17 protein-coding genes are annotated in these 16,950 nt (G+C 33.9%); 10 read left to right on the top strand and 7 right to left on the bottom strand.

Translation table 11 applies throughout. The features are described 5' to 3' along the window. Window positions 1-7 precede the first annotated feature (7 nt). Both hppD and Z054_RS0119965 read right to left on the bottom strand, forming a co-directional pair. Entirely contained in the window at window positions 8-1,165 is a 1,158-nt protein-coding gene (gene hppD, locus Z054_RS0119970; protein ID WP_024771808.1) for a 4-hydroxyphenylpyruvate dioxygenase, read from the bottom strand. Between the two features lie 25 nt (window positions 1,166-1,190). Beyond that, window positions 1,191-2,351: a homogentisate 1,2-dioxygenase gene (locus Z054_RS0119965; protein WP_024771807.1), complete on the bottom strand. Its 1,161-nt coding sequence runs from the start codon at window positions 2,349-2,351 to the stop codon at window positions 1,191-1,193. 400 nt (window positions 2,352-2,751) lie between these two features. On the opposite strand from Z054_RS0119965, the gene Z054_RS0119960 reads away from it, so the two are divergent. Then, window positions 2,752-3,330: a helix-turn-helix domain-containing protein gene (locus Z054_RS0119960; RefSeq protein WP_024771806.1), complete on the top strand. Its 579-nt coding sequence runs from the start codon at window positions 2,752-2,754 to the stop codon at window positions 3,328-3,330. Between the two features lie 48 nt (window positions 3,331-3,378). Here the strand turns inward: Z054_RS0119960 and Z054_RS0119955 are convergent, their stop codons facing one another. The 3 genes from Z054_RS0119955 to Z054_RS0119945 are packed head-to-tail and all read right to left on the bottom strand — an operon-like array spanning window position 3,379 to window position 6,426. After that, on the bottom strand, window positions 3,379-4,065 hold the full coding sequence (locus tag Z054_RS0119955) for a phosphonatase-like hydrolase (protein WP_024771805.1): 687 nt from the start codon (window positions 4,063-4,065) through the stop codon (window positions 3,379-3,381). A 2-nt stretch (window positions 4,066-4,067) separates the two neighbouring features. Beyond that, window positions 4,068-5,225 (bottom strand): TIGR03364 family FAD-dependent oxidoreductase, encoded by a 1,158-nt coding sequence (locus Z054_RS0119950; RefSeq protein ID WP_152538624.1) that lies wholly within the window; start codon window positions 5,223-5,225, stop codon window positions 4,068-4,070. Then, window positions 5,209-6,426: a DUF5690 family protein gene (locus tag Z054_RS0119945; RefSeq protein ID WP_241461432.1), complete on the bottom strand. Its 1,218-nt coding sequence runs from the start codon at window positions 6,424-6,426 to the stop codon at window positions 5,209-5,211. Before Z054_RS0119945 ends, Z054_RS0119950 begins: the two co-directional genes overlap by 17 nt. 732 nt (window positions 6,427-7,158) lie before the next feature. Between Z054_RS0119945 and Z054_RS0119940 the strand changes: the two genes are divergently transcribed. The 9 genes from Z054_RS0119940 to Z054_RS0119900 all read left to right on the top strand — a co-directional run bounded on the left by Z054_RS0119940 (window position 7,159) and on the right by Z054_RS0119900 (window position 15,727). After that, on the top strand, window positions 7,159-8,769 hold the full coding sequence (locus Z054_RS0119940; RefSeq protein WP_024771802.1) for a glutamate synthase-related protein: 1,611 nt from the start codon (window positions 7,159-7,161) through the stop codon (window positions 8,767-8,769). 122 nt (window positions 8,770-8,891) lie between these two features. Beyond that, on the top strand, window positions 8,892-9,638 hold the full coding sequence (locus tag Z054_RS0119935) for a hypothetical protein (protein ID WP_024771801.1): 747 nt from the start codon (window positions 8,892-8,894) through the stop codon (window positions 9,636-9,638). Between the two features lie 5 nt (window positions 9,639-9,643). Then, window positions 9,644-10,027, top strand: coding sequence for a DUF2721 domain-containing protein (locus Z054_RS0119930; protein ID WP_024771800.1), 384 nt, complete (start codon window positions 9,644-9,646; stop codon window positions 10,025-10,027). Window positions 10,028-10,046: 19 nt separating this feature from the next. Then, window positions 10,047-12,002, top strand: a complete 1,956-nt coding sequence (locus Z054_RS0119925) for a thiamine pyrophosphate-binding protein (protein ID WP_024771799.1) — start codon at window positions 10,047-10,049, stop codon at window positions 12,000-12,002. 2 nt (window positions 12,003-12,004) lie between these two features. Continuing rightward, window positions 12,005-12,223 (top strand): hypothetical protein, encoded by a 219-nt coding sequence (locus tag Z054_RS0119920; RefSeq protein ID WP_024771798.1) that lies wholly within the window; start codon window positions 12,005-12,007, stop codon window positions 12,221-12,223. Further along, window positions 12,220-12,627 carry a hypothetical protein gene (locus Z054_RS0119915; protein ID WP_024771797.1) on the top strand — a complete coding sequence of 136 codons (408 nt, stop codon included), beginning with the start codon at window positions 12,220-12,222 and terminating at the stop codon, window positions 12,625-12,627. The genes Z054_RS0119920 and Z054_RS0119915 overlap by 4 nt, the downstream gene beginning before the upstream one ends. Beyond that, window positions 12,627-13,658 carry a Rieske 2Fe-2S domain-containing protein gene (locus tag Z054_RS0119910; RefSeq protein WP_024771796.1) on the top strand — a complete coding sequence of 344 codons (1,032 nt, stop codon included), beginning with the start codon at window positions 12,627-12,629 and terminating at the stop codon, window positions 13,656-13,658. Before Z054_RS0119915 ends, Z054_RS0119910 begins: the two co-directional genes overlap by 1 nt. Window positions 13,659-13,669: 11 nt before the next feature. Continuing rightward, window positions 13,670-14,467: a hypothetical protein gene (locus Z054_RS0119905; protein WP_024771795.1), complete on the top strand. Its 798-nt coding sequence runs from the start codon at window positions 13,670-13,672 to the stop codon at window positions 14,465-14,467. A gap of 18 nt (window positions 14,468-14,485) precedes the next feature. Next, entirely contained in the window at window positions 14,486-15,727 is a 1,242-nt protein-coding gene (locus Z054_RS0119900; protein ID WP_035092826.1) for a cation:proton antiporter, read from the top strand. Between the two features lie 18 nt (window positions 15,728-15,745). Here the strand turns inward: Z054_RS0119900 and Z054_RS0119895 are convergent, their stop codons facing one another. Both Z054_RS0119895 and Z054_RS28900 read right to left on the bottom strand, forming a co-directional pair. Continuing rightward, the gene (locus Z054_RS0119895; protein WP_024771793.1) at window positions 15,746-16,357 is read right to left on the bottom strand and encodes a Crp/Fnr family transcriptional regulator; all 612 of its coding nucleotides are present in this window, start codon (window positions 16,355-16,357) and stop codon (window positions 15,746-15,748) included. Between the two features lie 338 nt (window positions 16,358-16,695). Next, window positions 16,696-16,950, bottom strand: a 255-nt coding sequence (locus tag Z054_RS28900; RefSeq protein ID WP_024771792.1) for a carbonic anhydrase family protein, incomplete at its 5' end; no start/stop codon positions are given.

Genomic DNA, 16,950 nt, shown 5'->3' with positions numbered 1-16,950 from the left:
TGCATTTCTATAGTGTTCCTCGCCTTGCTTGTTCTGCTTCTATAGATTCAAACAAAGCTTTAAAATTTCCTTTTCCAAAAGATTGAGCTCCTTTGCGTTGAATGATTTCAAAAAACAATGTAGGTCTATCGGTCAATGGTTTGGTGAAAATCTGAAGTAAATACCCTTCATCATCTCTATCTACCATAATTCCATGTTTTTTAAGGAGTTTCATATCTTCTGCAATTTCACCTACACGATCGCCAACAGTATCATAATATGTTCCTGGTACATATAAAAACTCTACTCCTCTTTTTTTCATTTCGCTAACTGTAAAAACAATATCATCGGTAGCTACTGCGATATGTTGACATCCGGCACCTCCATAAAAATCGATATATTCTTCAATCTGAGATTTCTTTTTGCCTTCGGCAGGTTCATTTATTGGAAACTTAATTCTTCCATTTCCATTGGTCATTACTTTACTCATTAAAGCAGTATACTCTGTAGAAATATCATTATCATCAAAGGTGATCAGGTTTGCAAATCCCATCACTTCGTTATAGAATTTTGCCCAAACATTCATTTGTCCCCAATCTACATTACCTACCATATGGTCAATATATTTTAAACCACAACTTGTTGGATTGTAATGAGATTCCCATTTTTCAAACTTTGGAAGAAATGTTCCATTATAGTTTTTACGTTCTACAAAAATATGCACTGTATCTCCGTAGGTATGTATTCCCGATCGTACTACTTCTCCATCTTCATCTTTTTCGACTCTTGGTTCAAAATAAGATTTTGCACCTCTTTTTGTAGTTTCTTCCCAGGATTTACGTGCATCTTCGACCCATAATGCAATAACTTTGACCCCATCTCCATGTTTTTGAATATGATCGTATATTTCTTTACTCTCCCCACCTGGCATCGGTGTTGTAAAGACCAAACGTATTTTATCTTGTACCACAACATAGGATGTTCTGTCTTTTAGACCGGTCTCTAATCCAGCATAGGCCAAAGATTGAAATCCAAGTGCTGTTTTATAAAAATGGGCTGCTTGTTTTGCGTTTCCCACATAATACTCTACGTAATCTGTTCCTAAAAGTGGTAAAAAATCTTCGGCTTCAGGAAATATTTTCTCTAAGCTATATTTATAATTTTCTATATTTTTTAAATCTGGCATGTCTTTAAGTTTTTAAATGAAAACCCTATTCGGTTTTCCAGGATTTATAATAATCATCTACTTGTAAATTCATTGCTTCTTCTGTGATCATAACAGGATTAAAAGGATCTATCATAACTGCGAGTTCTTCTGTCGATTTTTTACCAACACTTCGTTCTATTGCTCCCGGATGAGGCCCGTGAGGAATACCTCCTGGATGTAGCGTAATCTGACCTTTTTGGATATTATTTCTGCTCATAAAATCACCATCTACATAATACAGCAACTCTTCAGAATCAATATTACTATGATGGTAAGGCGCAGGAACTGCTTTAGGGTGATAATCATATAATCGTGGTACAAAAGAGCAGACTACAAATCCTGCTGCTTCCCATTGCTGATGTATTGGTGGTGGAAGATGTATACGCCCCGTTATAGGTTCGAAATCAAAAATTGAAAAAGCAAATGGGTAATTAAATCCGTCCCAACCAACTACATCAAAAGGATGATTGGCATAGGTATATTCCCATAATACATCTTGTTTTTTAGAAATAATCTTAAACTCCCCTTTTTCATCATGAGTTTCTAAATTTTGTGGTAATCTAAAATCACGTTCACAAAACGGAGAATGTTCTAAAAACTGCCCGTAATTATTTCGGTAACGTTTAGGTGATTCTATTGCACTTGATGATTCGATGAATAATATTCTATTGGTTTCGGTATCAAAATCTATTTGATAGGTCGTTCCTCTTGGTATGATCAAATAATCTCCATATTTAAAAGAAATATTGCCATACATTGTTTTTAATGTCCCCGAACCCACATGGATAAATAACATTTCGTCTGCATCACTATTTCTATATAAATAATCTTGTGAAAATGCTATGGGAGCAGCCAGACCTATCTTTAAATCGTTATTTGTAAATAGTATTTTTCTGCTTTCCAGAAATTCTTCTCCTTTAGGAAGCGAAAAACCCTGAAAACTCATTGCTTTCATGTTTTTATCAATAGCTATTTTTGGAGTGACGTCTTTACCTCTTTTAATTTCTGAAACTACTGTGGGAGGGTATAGATGATAGATAAGTGATGACATCCCGGCAAAACCAGCTGTTCCAAATAATTCTTCTTGATACAACCCTCCTTTAGGGTTATCAAAAGTGATATGTCTTTTATGAGGGATCTCTCCCAATGAATGATATCTAGGCATAAAATATTGCGTTAAAATGATTAATATGAAATAAATAGGCGTAAGGTTAGGTAAACCTTATTCTGGGTTTCTCTTGATGAGAAAGTGCAAATAGATGAGTATGTATATCCATTGAGAATTCACAACGCTAATAAAAGTATTGTGTCTTAGAAAAAACATGACAAATATCATGTTACAACACATTTATTCTTCTGATAAAGAACATAGCAAATCAGGGAAAAAACTATATGTAGTATATCAAAGAGGAAGAGCTGCTATTACCATTTCAATTCTTAAATCAGAAGCAACAATAAATTTGTTAAATAATACTAGTTATTTCCCTGATATTACGATCAGAAACATTTTCTTTGTCTTTCCTTTTAAGAATATTGTTCTACTATTATTTACTATTTACAAACAAATGGAAGATTATTTAATAGGTATCGGTAAACGTTTAAAAGAAATTCGCAAAAGCGATAAAAAAACCATTAATGAAATTGCCACAAAAGCAGGGGTTAGTAATGGTCTTATTTCTCGAATTGAAAATGGAAGAACCATACCTTCTTTACCTGTTTTGTTAAATATTATCAAGGCACTTGATATAGAGATTCCTGCTTTTTTTAATGGGATGCCTAGTCAGACTAATTTTACGTTTTTAGTCACTAGAGCTTCTGAATATAGTGTCATTGAAAAAGAGGACGATGCTATTGGATTTAGCTACAAATATATTTTTGGAAAACAGCTGACTTCTATTGGTTTTGAAGCTGTCTTTTTGGAAGTTCAACCAGGTTCTGAACGTAATAAAGTAGAGACCGATGCTTATGAATTTAAATATATCCTAACCGGAGAATGCCATTATATTATTGGGGATGAAGAAGTTCTTTTGAAAGAAGGAGATTCGATTTTCTTTGATGGACGGATTCCTCACGTGCCTGTTAATCGTGGAAAAACACCTTCTAAAATGATTGTTTTATATTTCTTTTTAGACAAGGAAAACTAAAAAACCGCCATAAGGCGGTTTTTATAAACAAACAATTAAAACGTTAATCTAATAAAATATAATATTGATCAACTCTATTAACTCATTTACAATATAATCTGGTTTAGCTTTTTCTAGTTGTTCTCTATTTTGCGCTCCGGTTAAAACACCAACTGTAATTCCGCAATCAGCATTTTTACCTTCTTCAATATCAATAGCAGAATCTCCAGCTTTTAATACTTTAGAAGCATCGGTAACATCAAACATTCTCATTGCTTTACAAATCATTTCTTTATGGGGCCTACCATTGGTTACATCATCTGCTGTGAGTAATGCATCAAAATGCTCTCCTTTTTTCCAACCCAATTTCGTAATAAGTTGATTTGCCGTCTTTGAATCATATCCTGTATTAAGAACTACTTTTATTTCATTATTCTTTAATATATCGAATAACTCTTCAACCCTGTCAAAAGCTACAACATCTAACTCCTTATATAGTTTTTTTAAAATAGGTTTAAAATTAGAAAATGCTCTTTTTGCAGTACTTTTTACTTCTCCACAAGAAGTCACACTAGTCAAAATATCTACTATTGCCTGGTACTTTTCTTTACCTGCTCCATATTCAAGTACGTTATCCAAACTTATATCATACCCTTCGTCATTAATAACTTGTTGTACTGTTTTATAAACGATATTATCTTCATCTACTGTGGTTCCTGCCATATCAAAAACAGCCAGTTCTATTTTTTTATTCATACTCATAAATTAAAAATTCTAATACTATTTTCTTTTGCAAAACCAGCGCTTCCTGTCATTCCTTTACCTCCGATTCCGGTAACAATATGGATATTGCTACCTATCGTTTTCTGAAATATATCTTTTGTTTTACATTGAGAATACATTCCATACCATCGATGTTGAATATCATAGGTCGGTAAATCAATAATTTTTTGCGCTTCGGTAATCATAAAATCATCTATATTCATATCTAAATCATACCCCAAATCTTCTATATGCTTTGCATCGGCATATGTATGAGAATCTCCAATAATTACTGATCCGTCTGGTGCCTGTTTAAACAATATATGTATTCCCCATTTTTTCTGAAGTGAATCCGAATCTTCTTGAGATTTAATTTCTGTAAAGGAATCACATTCGGTAAATGCTTCATATCGTCTAATAGACCAACCTGTTAATATATTTCCTGGTAATTGATATCCCGATTGAGGTTTAGTTTGAAGCATTTGCAATTTTGTTACTTCGAGATCACTTTCATTAAAAAGCTTTGGATACAGGTTTTTAAACTCGTTTCCATTACAGATAATCACTTTTTCTGCTTCAAAAACTTCTTTTGAAGAAGAGGTAACTCGTACTCCAGTATTTGTTTCGTCGCAAGAGATTACATTTTGATTTGTAAAAAAGGCCAGATTCATATGTTTCACCATAAAATCCTGCAATCGATGGATCATTTCCCGGGCTTCTACAGTAACTTCCTCTGGAAAAAATAACCCTGCTTGTATATAATCTGATCGCAATCCTGGGTATTTTCTCAGGCATTCTTCCTTGGTTAATACTACTGAGGCATATTGGTTGTTCTTGTTAATTTGATGTAATTCTTCGATAAGTTGTACTTCTTCTGGATTTGAAGCAAGATAAACGGATCCATTTTCTCGAAGTGTAATATCGAATCGTTGTTGAATCTCTTTGTAGGTTTTTAAACTTTCCCTACCATAGATCTGCCATTTGGTATTCATCCCAGATGGGACCACTTGTCCGAAATTTTGAGTCGTAGCTCCTTGCGGTATTTTATTTTTCTCAAGCAAGGCTACCTGTAATCCATTTTGTAGTGCATGATACGCATGAAACGTACCCAGCACTCCACCTCCTATAACAATGAGGTCATATTTTTTCATAATGTAATTCTGTTTGTATAGTTTCTAATCGAGTTTGATATGCATTTTTAAAATAAAGCAACGATCCCAGTATGCAGAATATCCCTAGTACTGTCACGGTGTATGCTCCGTAAATAAAAAAGTCTAACCATGTTAAATTTGCTTGTCCAAAATTTTTATATAATAAAGCAGATATACTGCCTAAATATCCAAAAGAATCTGCGATATAGATTAAAAATCCCGCATTTCCTCTTACTTTGAATGCTGCTATAAATCGATCAAAAAACAAGCAATTAAAGGGAACGTAACAAATGTAAAGTCCAAAACCACAAATCACCATCCAGATAAAAGGGTTCAATATCTCTAACTGAAATAGAAGTGTAGAAACTCCAATGCACAGGATACCTGTTAAAATCAAAAGATGATAGATATACAATGCTTTTGCATTGTTTTTGATGTAAAATGTGCTTCCTAAGATTAATAAAACTACTATAGCAATGATAGTTTCTGAAGCGGTATACACAGAGATGTCACCCTGATAACCGATACTGTCCCAGAGCTCTCGGGCAAAATTATCCCTAAAATCCCTAAATGCTGTTAAGATCGTATAAAACACTACGATTCCTATAATTGGTATAAAAAAAGAAAACAATAAATGCTTACGATCTTTGGATGACATTGGTACACGTATAGAACGCATTTTCTTATCCTCCTCAGTAGTATCAGGTAGTTTTTCTAACAACCATGCAAAAAATAACAATGGGACTATAAATAATGCTCCGGTCGCTGCAGGCATCCAAAACTGAGAGATCTCCCAGGTATTCATAAGGTATAAGCCAATAGACTTTACAATTCCACTAGACACAATAAAACTGGAACATAGTGCAACCCCAAGTATTTCTGTAAATTTTCGTCCCTCTAAATAAGAAAACACGATACCCCATATCATTCCCAATGGTAATCCATTAAAAAATAAAGAAATTGCATTGTATGGCCTCGGAAGTATTGCAAAAAGTAGTAATGCTACTTCTGCCAAAAGAATTAGCCCTATTAAATAAAATATACGTTTCCCTGTTTCTAATTCTGAAATTACTTTAATTCCAAAAAACTTTGATAATGTATATCCCAATACCTGAGCAATAATCAATATGATTTTGTAGTCTATATTGAAAACAGAAAGATTCTCAAAAGTAGCAACACTAAATGGTTTTCTAAAGGCATACATACAAAAGTATGCCCCAAAAGAAGCGATACAGGCATGTAAAATAAATTTAAGGTTAGAGAACTTAATTTTTTTTCAATTTTTTACAATTAGTAAATTTTATGATTCAAAATTGAATAATATTTTACTATTTGTAAAATTATTAGGTTTAAGAAATATTTACCATAGCTTTGATTAATTGTAAAACTATAGTTAAGAATGTTTTCAGAAATAAAGAGAACTGATAACGAATTCTTAATCTTAAGAAAGTAATAATAACTATTATAATTTGATTAAGACACTACACAAAAACCTCACTCCTTCGCCTTTTATTTTACTGATAATCAACAAAATTATAAGATTTCATTCAAGATAATTTTCAAAAACAATTATACGGTAGTATTCTTAAAATTCAGTATTTTTAACAATACTAACTAATAACTCACCCTCTTGAATATATATCCAGATATTAGTTTTCTAATGAGACTAACCTCTTTAATAAGCTTGAAGAATAATCTATTTTATTGTTAACACAAGTTATTAATAGTCTATATGGAGATTTATTTGACTTTAAAATGAAGTCTGTTTTTTAAATAGTACAACACCAATAACGAAGTGATTATTAGTCAGTTTTATCTGAAAAATAAAAACAAATTTTATGAACAGATGAAAGTCTTGCTAAAGTTTTGAGACCAAATACAATATTTATTCTGATCAAGATCAAAATAAATTCTACCTAACCTAATAAAAAAATAGATGAAACAACCTGTCATAATAGCACAACTTAGTGATTTAGAAAATAAAGAACCCGCTCATGCCCTGGTTAATGGATTAGATTTGGTCATTATAAAGTATGATGATGACATTTCTGTATTATACGGGAGATGTTTACACAGAGGAGCGCTTATGGCAGATGGGCATATTGATGGACATAACCTCATCTGCGGAGTACACGGTTGGGATTATCGATACGATTCTGGTGTTTCTGAATATAACAACAGTGAAGTTTTACATAAATTTAGTACCAAAGTTGAAGGGGATAACCTCTATGTAGATGAAATTGAAATCAATTCCTATATTGAAGATCATCCGCAACCATTTAATCGTGAAGAATATCTTGGTGCTTATGCAGATACTCATCCTGAAGATACAGAACCATACACTGGGTACATCAAAGAATTAGCAAAAAATGGTTTGAAAAATCTGGGACATCATGGATTCTCTGCATCAATGGGAGTAGATCGAAATACGCTACCAAAATGGAATGATATTCAATTTTTACCTGCTCAATTAGCCAACAGACCTTTATTAGACCATGAAGAAGTAGCCACTAAAGTAATAATCGGTTCTAAGGCCAAAAAGCCTTTAACCATTAATATGCCCCTATTTGTAAGTGATATGAGTTTTGGAGCGCTTTCTCGAGAGGCAAAAATAGCATTATCCAGAGGAGCAGAAATGGCAGGGACCGGTATCTGTTCGGGAGAAGGTGGAATGCTACCACAAGAACAGGAAAATAACACCAAATATTTTTATGAATTAGCCTCGGCACAATTCGGATTTTCATGGGATAAATTAGATAAAGTACAGGCTTTTCATTTTAAAGGAGGGCAAGGTGCTAAAACAGGAACAGGAGGGCATCTCCCAGGAAGTAAAGTAAGCAAAGAGATTGCAGAAGTTAGAGGATTACAGGAAGGACAGACCGCAATCTCTCCTGCAACCTTTCCGGATTTTCATGGTGTACAAGATTTTAAAACTTTTGCAGATCAGGTACGTGAACGCACTGGTGGTATCCCAATCGGTTTTAAGATTGCTGCCAGCCATATCGAAAAAGATATTCAATTTGCATTAGATGTAGGTGTAGATTACATTATTCTTGATGGTCGTGGTGGAGGAACAGGTTCTGCTCCTACTATTTTACGTGATAATATTAATGTTCCTACCATACCTGCACTCGCAAGAGCACGAAAATACCTGGATAAAGTAGGCGCAAACGACGTAACGTTAATCATTACCGGAGGGCTTCGTATTGCCGAAGATTTTGCAAAAGCAATGATGCTGGGAGCAGATGCTATTGCCGTATCCAATTCTGCACTGCAAGCGATTGGATGCCTGGGGATGCGTGCTTGCGGAAGTAATAATTGCCCCGTAGGGATTGCAACACAAAAAGAATCTTTAAGAAGCAGAATGATTATAGAATCTTCTGCTAAACAATTACATAATTATTTTGACGCGACCAATGACCTTATAAAGGTAATTGCAAGAGCTTGTGGGTATGATGATGTTTCCAAATTTAATCATGATGACCTCTCTACTTATGATTATGACATGTACCGATTAGCAGGTATTAATTATGCTGGTATTGTCTAAAATTGAAACATTACAGATCAAAACGCCAGTATAAAATGGTAGACATAAGCCTTACTTCAAAAATGAAAATTTCTGAAGTATTGAAAACAAATTGACCTGATAAACTAATAAATCAACAAAACATGACCACTCAAATGCATTTAGCAGCGCAATATCTGGCAGCTGCGGGGATTAGCTTTCTAGAAAAGAAAAATGATGATAGCCATACTAACCTGGGGTTTTCTATAGAGAAAGGAACTTTATATACCAGACCTCTTAATTCATCTAAAGATATATTGTCTCTTAATTATAATCTTTTCGCTTTAGAATGGAACAGTCATAATTTAACAAAGACATTGCAATTAGATGGTACTTCGCATGCAGAAGTTTTGCAATGGATAAGACGTATGGCAAAAGACAGCGATATCAATACACCGTATAACTATGCTCTGCATTATGAGCTGCCTTATACGATAACAGATGACTACATCTATACGCTGAAAAATATAAGTAGATTACGAGAACTGGTAGCATTTAGAAAATTATCCAAATCTGCTATCCAGGAATTTTTACAAAACAATCTATTAAATTCTGAGATTAGAATATGGCCTCACCACTTTGACACAGGAGCTTTTGCCTCATTAGAAGACGAATCTGGCCTTGCCATAGGTCTAGGACTTGCCATTCCTGATACGATGTGCAATGATTATTATTTCTATATCAGTGGGTATCAAGGCCATGATAGCCTGGGTACTTCCGATTTCAAACCATTAACAACAGGAAAATGGTATAATGAGGGGTTTAAAGGTGCTGTTTTACCTATTTCTGGAGTAAATAAAGCTACAGTTATTGCCTTTTTTGAAGAAGCATTTACGGCCTATAAAAATTAAATACTATGGAACATTGGTATATCCCGGCTACTATAATACCAGGTATTGGGCTTTTGATATTATCTACTTCTAATCTATTAGTCAATCTCAGTACCGAGATTAAGACTTTAATTGTAGAAGTAACACTCAAGGAAGCTCTCATAAAACGTAAGCTTAGGCAACTTAAATTATTAAACAGTGCAATGGTTTTCTTATATGTTGCTGTAGCTAGTTTTGTAGTCTCTGCACTAATTTCTGGAGTATATAAAAGCGTAGAAACCAGTTTTGATTCTGCAATATATATTACCATAGCAGGCATTATTAGTGCTTTATTAGGTTTGATTGCGCTAATTGTATATTCATTTAGAGCGGTAAAAATCAGGCAAGATCAATTTAATAACAAATGTTAACACCTAAAAATAATCGATCATGACTTCAGAAAAAGAAATAGTATGGTATAAAGTACTCAGTAATAAAGATAAACTTCCTGAAGGAAGGGTTCAAACCGTTACTGCTGGTCACCAAGGTGTATGCCTAACCCATTTTGAAGGAAAATTCTCTGCATTGGATAACCGATGTCCTCATCAGGGAGGGCCACTAGGAGAAGGGTCTATAGAAAACGGTTTGCTTCGTTGCCCTTGGCATGGCTGGGATTTTGATCCATGTACAGGACTTCCTCCCGGAGGTTATGATGACGGTGTAACTACTTTTGATGTTAAAGAAGAAGGTGATGCTATTTATGTAGGTATTCCTGAAGAACCTGCTCACGAAGAGACCGTTTCTGATGTTATGATTCAAACCATGGTTAACTGGGGAATAGATACTGTTTTTGGAATGGTAGGTCATAGTAATCTTGGTGTTGCAGATGCTATGCGAAGACAGGAAAAGGAAGGTAAATTACGCTTCTTTGGTATTCGCCATGAGGGTGCAGCAGCATTTGCTGCTTCAGGGTATGCCAAACTAACTGGTAAACCCGCTGCTTGTTTTGGAATCGCAGGCCCCGGAGCAACTAATATGTTCACTGGTATGTGGGATGCTAAAGTAGATCGTGCGCCGCTATTAGCACTATCAGGGCAAGTAAATACTCAAGTAGTTGGCACCGGAGCTTTTCAGGAAGTAGATCTTACCAAAGCATTTGATTCTGTAGCAGAATTTAATCACGCTGTTCATCAAAATTCTAACCATAGTGAATTGATGGCATTAGCAGTTAAAACTGCACTTATTAAAAGAGATGTTTCGCACTTAACTTTTCCTGATGAAGTTGCTTTCAGTAAAAAACCTGGTAACGCAAAACCACAAACTCCAGAAAACAGAATTACCACTTTTGGTATTTCTCCACCAAAAGAAATGGTCAATAGAGCGAGTGATATGATTCTTTCGGCAAAAAGACCCGTTATCATTGTTGGCCATGGAGCTCGTTTTAATATGACTAGTATTATTGATTATGCCAAGACTCTTAATTGTCCTGTGATTACTACATTTAAAGGAAAAGGACTTATTGCAGATGATCACGAATTAGGGTGTGGTGTTTTAGGTAGAAGTGGTACTCCTATTGCTTCCTGGTTTATGAACGAAAGTGATCTGCTTATCGTCTTTGGAGCTTCTTTTTCTAATCATACCGGTATCACCCCAAAAAAACCTATTATCCAGGTAGATTTTGACCCAATGGCATTAAGTAAATTTCATAAAGTTGATGCCGCCTTATGGGGAGAAATTTCAGAAACACTAGATATTCTTACCGAAAAGACAAAAGGCAAAACAAATACAATAGATCAAAAACCAGAAATAGACGAACGCTGGAAACTTTGGAAAGAAGAAAAACAAAGTCGTCTCGAAGATTCTAGTAGTAAAGGACTAAGCTCTATTGCTGTTTTTGATGCAATGAATAAGATAACTCCTGCAAATGCAGTGATTGCCGTAGACGTTGGAAATAACACATACTCATTTGGAAGATATTTTGAACCTCAAAACCAATCCATCTTAATGTCTGGGTACCTAGGATCCATAGGATTTGCATTACCCGCCGCTATGGGTGCATGGGCAGCACAAGGACATGAGAGACCCATATGGTCTGTATCAGGAGATGGAGGTTTGGGACAATATCTGGCAGAGATTTCGACATTAGTAAAATACAATATGAATATTAAGCATATCGTATTAAACAATTCTGAACTTGGTAAAATCTCTAAAGAACAACGTGCTGCAGAATTAGATGTCTGGCAAACGTCACTCCATAACCCAAGTTTTGCTGCATATGCAGAGAATTGTGGTGCTTTAGGAATACGAATAGAAAAATTAGAAGATCTAACTACTGCTATGGAAAAATTAAGAGACCATAATGGCCCTGCTCTTCTTGAAGTAATAACAGATGTAAATCTTATTTAGTTATGACAATAGTAATTCAGATTATAGTAAGCTTTTTAGGGGTGTATTTTGGAATAGGTTTTTTATTCGGAATCTATTTTTTCATCAAAGGTGCTTCTCAATTAGATGAATTAATTACAGAAAGTAAATGGACAGTTCGTTTATTACTGGTTCCGGGAGCAATAGGTCTTTGGCCTATTCTTCTTTTGAAAATAATTAATAAATCAAGAATCGACTCATGACTTCAGGAATAAGAAAAATGCATAAAATTATATGGATATTACTGATCATTATCATGCCAGTATTAATCATCTTATCTATTAAGAGTATTAAGGAGCCTTTACTCACGGATGGTGATGTATCATTAACCCCTACACTATCCGGGCAACGTATAATTATAGAAGACGATATTTTTTTTATCAGTATAAAAGAACAAAGTTCCTTCAACTCGCTTCAAATCATTCTGAAGAGACCTATAAAAAGTGCTTCATCACTTATATATGGTATTTCTAATCATAAAAAAGACACCTATTTAGGAACCATAAATAAGAAAGGAGTATACACTTTTGAAATCGATAAGAAGATTAGAAGTATAAGAATTTATGATGAAATAAAGAAAAATGACATTATTAATATAGAATTATAATGGGAGTAAATTATCAACCAGTCCTTTGGAATCGAAACAAAAAGATCTATGATAAATGGATCGTAATCAGTATACTTATCTATCTTTTATGTTTCATAGGAATTACTATAATCACTAATAATGGGACAAGTGTAGAAACATTAATTATACGAGCTTTTGGGACATTGGCAATTGCTTTATTGCATATCATATTAGCTATTGGACCTCTCGCCAGATTAAATTCCAGATTTTTGCCTTTATTATATAACCGTAGACATCTGGGAGTAAGTATGTTTTTGGCCGCGATGGTTCATGGCGGGTTTTCAATTTTTCAATTTCATTCTTTAGGAAATGTAAATCCTATCTATGCCATTTTTACATCTAATATGGATTATGGTTCCCTCGCAAATTTTCCTTTTCAGGTATTAGGTTTTTTTGCATTGGTCATTCTATTTCTAATGGCGGCAACCAGTCATGATTTCTGGCTAAAAAACCTTTCTCCTAAAACATGGAAACGCTTACATATGATGGTATATCCAGCCTATGGATTGATAATTCTACATGTTTTTCTGGGTGCTTTACAACAGCAACCATCAATAGGGTCTATTGCTATTATGAGCTTAGGGTTTATAACTATTGCTACATTACATTTGGTAACCGGAATAAAGGAGACCAAAGCAGATAAAATTAAAACTCAACATATCAAAAACGGATGGGAATATGTATGTGATATTGATGAAATACCAGAAGACAGAGCCAAAATATTTATTGTAGACAAAGAACGAATAGCAGTTTTTAAATACGATAATAAATTATCTGCTATCTCTAACGTATGCAAGCACCAAGGCGGCCCTCTTGGCGAAGGAAAAGTAGTAGATGGATGCGTTACTTGCCCCTGGCATGGATATCAATACCTACCTCACAATGGGCAATCACCACCTCCTTTTACCGAAAAAATAACCACCTATCGACTTAAAAATGACAATAATAAAATATACGTTCTACCAGAAGCCCTTGCAGAAGGAACCGAGGTCGAACCTATCATCTTTTAAACATTAGATTTATGGAAAATAAAGAGGATGATTTTTACATCGGATACGTTGATCATGTTTCTACAAAAACAAAAAAAACAATAAAGAGCTTTGTACTCTTTGGTATACTAGCTCTTATAACCATAGCTGTTACTTTTGCTTTTACACAAAATACTTTTAAGAACAGCTCATTCGAACTTACGACCAATACCAAAATCATGGGGGTTTATCATGAAATGCCCTATCCTATGCTAAAAGTTAAAACAGCAGAAGATACTTTTAAAAATATACTGCTACTTGGTTTTGGAAAATCCAGTGCTAATCCATTTCTAAAAAAAATAAGAAATGAAGTATCTCAATTATCCGGGAGTATGCTAAGTATTGAAGGTAATCTCATCTACTATAATGGAAAGACATTATTGCAAATCACAAACGATGAGAAAATAACATTGATAGAAAAAGCAAATTCAAAAAGATTACCTGAAATAAAATCATTGGTTAAAAACATGGAACTTAAAGGAGAAATCATTGATCCCAAATGTTATTTTGGAGTGATGAAACCCGGAAAAGGAAAAATTCATAGAAGCTGTGCCGTACTATGTATTTCTGGAGGGATTCCGCCTGTGTTGGCTACTACAGATGAAAATAATATATCAGAATATTATCTGATTACAGATCTCAAGGGAAATCCTATCAACAAAAAGATATTACCCTACATCGGAAAACCATCATTGCTTACCGGTAGTATCGTACAATTAGAAGATTGGTATCAATTACGAATTGATGTTAATACCATTAAGGATTTACACAGGCCTTCAAAAATATATTAATATAAAACCTTAGAAAACATGTTACAATCTTTCAGCATCATTTTTGCTATCGCTGCTTTCTTCAACTTTGTGAACTATAAGTGGCTCAAACTACCTACTACTATTGGGTTGATGCTGATGAGTTTGGCTACAATCTTAATCATAACCATTAGCAAAAGTATTATCCCAGAATTCTATCAGTTTTTTTGTGACATTGTTACCAACTCAGATTTTAGATCTTTACTTTTGGATGGAATTTTAAGTTTTCTTCTTTTTGCAGGAGCGTTACACGTAAATATTGACGAATTAGCTAAAGAAAAATGGCCCATTCTTCTATTTGCAACTTTTGGTGTATTAATCTCAACCTTTATTGTAGGTGGACTAACCTTTGGAACTGCACAATTAATTGGTCTTGAGCTTCCTTTTTTACATGCCTTACTATTTGGTGCATTGATTTCCCCTACGGATCCAATAGCAGTAATGGCTATTCTTAAAAAGGCGAATATTGCTAAAAGCCTTGGCATTAAAATTGAAGGAGAATCACTTTTTAATGATGGTATTGGGGTTGTCGTTTTCTCTGCAATATTGATTCTTTCGGGAATGGGAGAGCACCCTATAGAAGGCTCTATAACCTCTGAAATAGGCAAGCTTTTTCTTGAAGAAGCTATTGGCGGAATATTATATGGAGGACTTCTTGGTTTTATTGGATATCAATCTATCAAATCTGTAAAAGACAATCCTCAATTGGCAGTAATGATTAGCCTGGCAATTGTAATGGGTGGTTATGCATTTGCATCCCTCATCCATGTTTCTGGTCCATTAGCTATGGTAGTTGCAGGAATGATCATTGGAAATAAATTAAATATTGCTACAAATAAAGGTCCGACCAGAAAAATGCTTAATGATATTTGGGAAGTACTTGATGATGTATTTAATGGTATTTTATTTGTACTTATTGGATTAGCCATTCATTTATTAAAATTTGATCTGGATCATTTAATCCTGGGAAGTATAGCTATCCTGATTGTATTGATTTCGAGATTCATTTCTGTATTTATTCCCTATTCTTTGTTGAAACATTCAGAAAATAACCCAATAAAAACGGTGACTATATTAACATGGGGAGGCTTAAGAGGTGGGATTTCTATCGCATTGGCATTAAGTTTAGCCGATTATCCTTCTTCAGAAATCATATTATATATTACTTATGTAGTAGTCCTATTTTCTATTATTATACAAGGACTTAGCATAGGGAAATTAGTAAAGAAATTATACGATTAACCAACCATGAAATCACTGTTATACGAGGTTAGTTATACTTATTAGTTTTTCCATGTCTTTAACCATAATTACATTTTCTTGGATCTCAATAATTCTCTCCTCCTTAAAATCATGCAATACTCGAACTAAAGACTCAATCGATGTTCCCACTATATTACTGTGGTCTTTCCTGGATAATTTAACTCCCACGTCCATAATTGATTCTTCATTAAAGAATTCTTCCAGTTTTATGATAGACAAAGCAGTTCGTTCTCTAACACTATGCTGAGCCAGAATCTTAGAATTATTTAAAAACACCCCAAACTCATGACTAATATTTTGTAATAAACGATTCAACATGTCTCGATTATTTTCTATGATCGAAAAGAAAATGTGTTTAGGAATTAAATAAAATGTACATTCTGTTAAACAAGCTGCAGAATGGGAATAGGTTTCATTACATAATATATTATGATGGCCAAGAATTCTATTTTCTCCTACCAAATGAAAAATATGTTCTTTTCCATTTAACCCAGTAGCATATTTTTTTACTTTTCCTTGCTTTAGTATATATACCACAGTCGGGATTGATCCTTCATGAAACAATACCTGACCTTTTTTAAGCTTAAGAACAGTTTTTTTTTTCTTCAATTATTTCTAATACATCATCTGGAATACATTGTAAAAACGATTCATGTATAAATGAATATTGCTTATTGGGGAAAAGAGCACTAATCATAGGGTATAATTATTTAGTGAATCTTATTTAAAAACGACATTTGATTCAAAAATTAACATCTTTTATGTTAATTTAACGTAAAAAACATGAATTTATTGTAATAGTAAGGCTACTTTATATTGTGTCTTAATAGCAGAAAGAGAGACAAATATAATAGTATACGTTATCTTAATCATAAAGAAAAGGTTCCCCTTATTTCTAAAGACAACCTCTCCTCTCAATTTAGGTTAGTGATGGGGAAACTTAACCTTTAATCATCATTAGAACGAACTATTCTTCCATTCAATGCTTGAACTGGTCTGAAATTTTCATGCATGATATGCTTAAATTGCTCTAACTGTGCATGTGATGCCTGGATAGGTTGTTTAACAACATACCAGGTAACAATTTCTGAACATGCAGGGGTCGTTAAAGAACCACTATAGGTATAAAAATCCATATCACCAGGAAGTATATCAACTATATGGTACTCATCATTACTTGTGTAATATTCGTCCTCATGTTC

It is taken from the genome of Aquimarina macrocephali JAMB N27 (assembly GCF_000520995.1).
Classification (GTDB): Bacteria; Bacteroidota; Bacteroidia; order Flavobacteriales; family Flavobacteriaceae; genus Aquimarina; species Aquimarina macrocephali.
Note: the sequence above shows the minus strand (reverse complement) of the source record. Positions and strands in the feature narration are given on the sequence as shown.

What these genes read in the sequence shown, in the direction of transcription:
- hppD (WP_024771808.1), bottom strand. Translation starts at nt 1,165, where the DNA reads ATGCCAGATTTAAAAAATATAGAAAATTATAAATATAGCTTAGAGAAA.
- Z054_RS0119965 (WP_024771807.1), bottom strand. Translation starts at nt 2,351, where the DNA reads ATGCCTAGATATCATTCATTGGGAGAGATCCCTCATAAAAGACATATC.
- Z054_RS0119960 (WP_024771806.1), top strand. Translation starts at nt 2,752, where the DNA reads ATGGAAGATTATTTAATAGGTATCGGTAAACGTTTAAAAGAAATTCGC.
- Z054_RS0119955 (WP_024771805.1), bottom strand. Translation starts at nt 4,065, where the DNA reads ATGAATAAAAAAATAGAACTGGCTGTTTTTGATATGGCAGGAACCACA.
- Z054_RS0119945 (WP_241461432.1), bottom strand. Translation starts at nt 6,426, where the DNA reads ATGTATGCCTTTAGAAAACCATTTAGTGTTGCTACTTTTGAGAATCTT.
- Z054_RS0119940 (WP_024771802.1), top strand. Translation starts at nt 7,159, where the DNA reads ATGAAACAACCTGTCATAATAGCACAACTTAGTGATTTAGAAAATAAA.
- Z054_RS0119935 (WP_024771801.1), top strand. Translation starts at nt 8,892, where the DNA reads ATGACCACTCAAATGCATTTAGCAGCGCAATATCTGGCAGCTGCGGGG.
- Z054_RS0119930 (WP_024771800.1), top strand. Translation starts at nt 9,644, where the DNA reads ATGGAACATTGGTATATCCCGGCTACTATAATACCAGGTATTGGGCTT.
- Z054_RS0119925 (WP_024771799.1), top strand. Translation starts at nt 10,047, where the DNA reads ATGACTTCAGAAAAAGAAATAGTATGGTATAAAGTACTCAGTAATAAA.
- Z054_RS0119920 (WP_024771798.1), top strand. Translation starts at nt 12,005, where the DNA reads ATGACAATAGTAATTCAGATTATAGTAAGCTTTTTAGGGGTGTATTTT.
- Z054_RS0119915 (WP_024771797.1), top strand. Translation starts at nt 12,220, where the DNA reads ATGACTTCAGGAATAAGAAAAATGCATAAAATTATATGGATATTACTG.
- Z054_RS0119910 (WP_024771796.1), top strand. Translation starts at nt 12,627, where the DNA reads ATGGGAGTAAATTATCAACCAGTCCTTTGGAATCGAAACAAAAAGATC.
- Z054_RS0119905 (WP_024771795.1), top strand. Translation starts at nt 13,670, where the DNA reads ATGGAAAATAAAGAGGATGATTTTTACATCGGATACGTTGATCATGTT.
- Z054_RS0119900 (WP_035092826.1), top strand. Translation starts at nt 14,486, where the DNA reads ATGTTACAATCTTTCAGCATCATTTTTGCTATCGCTGCTTTCTTCAAC.